This is a genomic window from Agrobacterium sp. MS2, assembly GCF_003261015.1.
GTDB classification, from domain to species: Bacteria; Pseudomonadota; Alphaproteobacteria; order Rhizobiales; family Rhizobiaceae; genus Agrobacterium; species Agrobacterium pusense.
The window spans coordinates 1-3,830 of the sequence record NZ_QLNF01000068.1 but is presented as its reverse complement, the minus strand read 5'-3'; the positions used below and the strand labels follow the sequence as shown (position 1 = coordinate 3,830).

The following is a 3,830-nucleotide window of genomic DNA, read 5'->3' as shown; positions in this document are numbered from 1 at the left end:
GGCCGCATTCAATCCACTCTCCGCCACTTTCTCGATAACGAGGCATCAGGCGGTGTCATCCTGATGTTCGTTGCCGCAATGGCAATCGCGACAGCGAATTCGCCGATGGCGGATGCGTATTTCAATATCCTTCATGTCTATATCGGGCCGCTCAGCATCCAGCACTGGATCAATGACGCACTGATGGCTGTCTTCTTCTTGCTGGTGGGACTGGAAATAAAGCGAGAGATGCTGGACGGCCAGCTATCGACCTGGAGCAGACGCATCCTGCCGGGAGCCGCCGCCGCCGGAGGTATGGTGTTTCCGGCACTGTTCTACATTTACTTTAACTGGAACGATGCGTCCGCGCTCAGGGGATGGGCCATTCCGACGGCGACCGATATCGCTTTTGCGCTCGGCGTGCTGTCGCTGTTCGGGAAACGTGTCCCGGCATCGCTGAAAATCTTTCTGGCCGCGTTGGCAATCATCGATGATCTTGGGGCAGTCATCGTAATTGCGCTGTTCTATACCGCCGACCTCAACCTGCTGGCACTTTCCGGCGCGGCTATTGTCGTCGGCAACCTCATCATCTTTAACCGGATGGGCGTAAAAGCACTCTGGCCCTACCTGGTGCTGGGTGCAGTGCTATGGGTTCTGGTGTTCTCATCCGGCGTCCATGCTACGCTGGCGGGTGTCGTACTGGCGCTTACGATTCCGTTGAAACTCACGCCGGGCACCCCGGAAGCCACTCATGCAGAATCTCCTCTGCATAAGCTGGAACACCATCTTCACAAGCCCGTGGCGTTTGCCATCGTGCCGATCTTCGGGTTTGCCAATGCGGGTGTCTCGTTTGCCGGGGTTTCCATGTCAATAATCACCGAGCCGCTGACCATGGGTGTCGCCGCAGGGCTGCTGCTCGGAAAACTGGTCGGCGTTCTTGGCACGGTTGCAGTTCTTGTAAACCTCAAACTTGCCGAACTTCCTGCACAAGCGAGCTGGGGACAGATGGCCGGGGTGGCACTCTTGTGCGGTATCGGCTTCACCATGTCTCTGTTTATCGGACTGCTGGCATTCAACGATCCGAACGTCCAGGATCACGTGAAAATTGGCATTCTGCTGGGTTCACTGACATCGGGCTTGATTGGTGCGGTTTTGCTCACAGCATTTGGCCGTCGATCCGAGACTTAAATCGGGCGCTCCACGGTAGCAGGTCATCGATCTGACTCTGCTTGTGGCCGTTGGCGATGGCGGTCAGGGTGGTGCTCATGTAGGCGAACGGATCGACAGCATTGAGCTTGCAGGTTTCGATGAGTGAGGCGATTGTCGCCCAGTTCTCCGCTCCCGCATCGTGTCCCGCGAAGAGAGCGTTCTTCCGGTTCAACGCAATTGGTCTGATGGTCCGCTCAACCGTATTGTTGTCGATCTCGATGCGGCCGTCTGTCAGGAAGAGCTTCAAACCATCCCAGTATTTGTTGATGTAGGCCAAGGCCTCGCCAAGCGGGGACTTGGTCGCGACACGGCTTTGGTGATGGGCAAGCCAGGCCTGCATGTCGGCGACGACCCGCGCTGAGCGTTCCTGTCGTCCAGCAAGACGAGCCGTTAGATCATGGCCTCGTAGCTCGGCTTCAATGCGATACAGCTCCCCGATCCGTTTGACGCCGTCCTCGGCAATGGGTGCTGATCCGTTGCGCGTGATATCTACCAGCTTGCGCCGTGCGTGGGCCCAGCAATAGGCCAGCCGAATGTCCGGCCCAACGCGCTCTGGTGCGATCAGTCTGTTGTATCCGGCATAGCCATCCACCTGCAGGATGCCGGAGAAGCCCTGCAATATCCGTTCGGCATGAATGCCCCCGCGACCGGGAGCGTAGGTGAAGGCGACGCCGGGCGGAGCACCGCCGCCCCAAGGTCGATCATCCCGCGCCAGCGCCCAGAAGTATCCGGTCTTGGTCTTACGCGAGCCGGGATCGAGAACCGGGGCACGGGTCTCGTCCATGAACAACTTGGTCGAGCGCTTCAGGTTGGCTATCAACGCATCGAAGACGGGACGCAATTCGAAAGGTGCTCGACCGACCCAATCGGCGAGCGTCGAACGGTCGAGATCGATACCCTGGCGGCTCATGATCTGTGCCTGCCGATAAAGCGGCAAGTGGTCGGCATATTTGGAAACCAGTACATGCGCGATGGTCGCTTCGGTCGGTAATCCCGCATGGATCAGTCGTGCAGGCGCTGGAGCCTGAGATATGCCATCGGTGCAGGCACGGCAGGCATATTTTGGACGACGGGTGACGATAACGCGGAACTGTGCGGGAATGACATCCAGCCGTTCGGACACGTCCTCGCCGATGCAGTGCAGGCCGCCGCCACAGTTACAGATCAGACTTTCCGGCTCGATGACCTCTTCGATACGAGGAAGGTGGGCGGGAAGAGAGCCTCGATTGGCTGCGCGTGGCTTGGGCTGCGGCTTACCCGGAGCGCTGTCGGCCTCGTCTTCGGCATGGATCGCCGCGATGGCCGTTTCCAGGTCTTCCAGTGCAAGATCGAATTGCTCAGGATCGGCCTTCTCGGATTTGCGGCCAAAGGCGGCTTGTTTGAAAGCGGCGACCAGTTTCTCCAGCCGTTCGATCCGCTCGTCTTTGCGGGCTTCACGAAGCTGGGAGGCGATCAGCATCGCCTTCAGGGCAGCAATATTGTCTGGAAGATCGACCGCATCCAACATGCTGGAAGCTTATCAATTTGGGCGGCATCACGCCGCCGGAATTTGCGAACCGAGTCATCGTGACGCACCTATTCGATTGCAGCTGGCGCTCGTACCTCAACGGACCGGACCCGACGCCAATCTAGCCCTGCAAATAGCGCCTCGAACTGGGCATGCCCCAAGGTCATCAGACCGTCCCGGATGTCTGGCCAGGTGAACGTATGCTCCTCCAATCGCTTGTAGGCCATCACCAGACCGCTGCCATCCCAGTAGATCAGCTTCAATCGGTCCGCCTTGCGTGATCGGAATACGAAAACCGTCCCCGTGAATGGGTCCTTGTGCAGTTCGTTCTTGACCAGCGCCGCCAATCCGTCGTGACCTTTACGGAAATCGACAGGCTTGGTCGCCACCATGATCCGAACCCGGTTCGAGGGAAAGATCATGCCGGAACCGCACAGGCACGTGCAACAGCGGCGATCCGGGAGGCGGACGCGCCTTCTTCCAACCGGATCGTGACAGCGCCGACGATGATCTCGGGACGGCTGGCTCTCTTGAGGGGCGGCTCCGCAACTGGTGGATCGACGACAACCGCCGCGAACTCCATCGCATCCTCGGGGGCAGGTAGAACTAGCTTGCCCTGCCGTGCCATCGTCCGCCAGGTGGATAGGTGGTTCGGCTTCAGGCCATATCGCTCTGCCACCTCATTCACCAACGCTCCGGGCCGAAGGCTTTCCGAAACGATCTGCGCCTTGACGTTGTCCGGCCAGTGCCGCTGCGGCTCACGCCCAGACTTCCTGGTCGTGAGAAACTCCAACGTACTCTCCATGGAGAAACTCCCTTTGCTCATCCTTGGAAAGCGGATCACAGATCAGGACGGACAGAACAACGTGGGAGCGGGACACCGGTTACGGAATTAGTGACGTAACTTCAGGTGTTCGGAGGAAATATCAAAGGCAGCTTCCGCGACGAATGCCTCAACGAAACACTGTTCTCGTCACTGACGCAGGCAAGGATCGAAATCACAGCATGGAAGGAGGACTACAATCGAAACAGACCACACTCTTCACTGGGCAACATCACACGTAAGCCCACGGTGAAGGCCGTCTTGCGATGACGGCCTTCTGACTGCCAGTCCTAGTGGTAACACTAGGAGTAG

At 58.5% G+C, this 3,830-nt stretch carries 5 protein-coding genes; 2 read left to right on the top strand and 3 right to left on the bottom strand.

Going from position 1 to position 3,830, the window contains the following annotated elements; genetic code table 11:
* A partial coding sequence (nhaA, locus tag DOU54_RS18560) for a Na+/H+ antiporter NhaA (protein ID WP_286079936.1) occupies positions 1–1,167 on the top strand: 1,167 nt, incomplete at its 5' end.
* Here the strand turns inward: nhaA and tnpC are convergent.
* The 3 genes from tnpC to tnpA form a co-directional block, all read right to left on the bottom strand.
* Positions 1,136–2,695: an IS66 family transposase gene (gene tnpC / locus DOU54_RS18555; RefSeq protein WP_113731715.1), complete on the bottom strand. Its 1,560-nt coding sequence runs from the start codon at positions 2,693–2,695 to the stop codon at positions 1,136–1,138. The genes nhaA and tnpC overlap by 32 nt on opposite strands.
* 68 nt (positions 2,696–2,763) lie before the next feature.
* Entirely contained in the window at positions 2,764–3,117 is a 354-nt protein-coding gene (gene tnpB / locus DOU54_RS27200; protein WP_136882402.1) for an IS66 family insertion sequence element accessory protein TnpB, read from the bottom strand.
* Positions 3,114–3,500: an IS66-like element accessory protein TnpA gene (tnpA, locus tag DOU54_RS27195; RefSeq protein WP_234882008.1), complete on the bottom strand. Its 387-nt coding sequence runs from the start codon at positions 3,498–3,500 to the stop codon at positions 3,114–3,116. Before tnpA ends, tnpB begins: the two co-directional genes overlap by 4 nt.
* 105 nt (positions 3,501–3,605) lie before the next feature.
* Between tnpA and DOU54_RS28565 the strand changes: the two genes are divergently transcribed.
* Positions 3,606–3,788: an integrase core domain-containing protein gene (locus DOU54_RS28565; protein ID WP_502695977.1), complete on the top strand. Its 183-nt coding sequence runs from the start codon at positions 3,606–3,608 to the stop codon at positions 3,786–3,788.
* Positions 3,789–3,830: the final 42 nt, after the last annotated feature.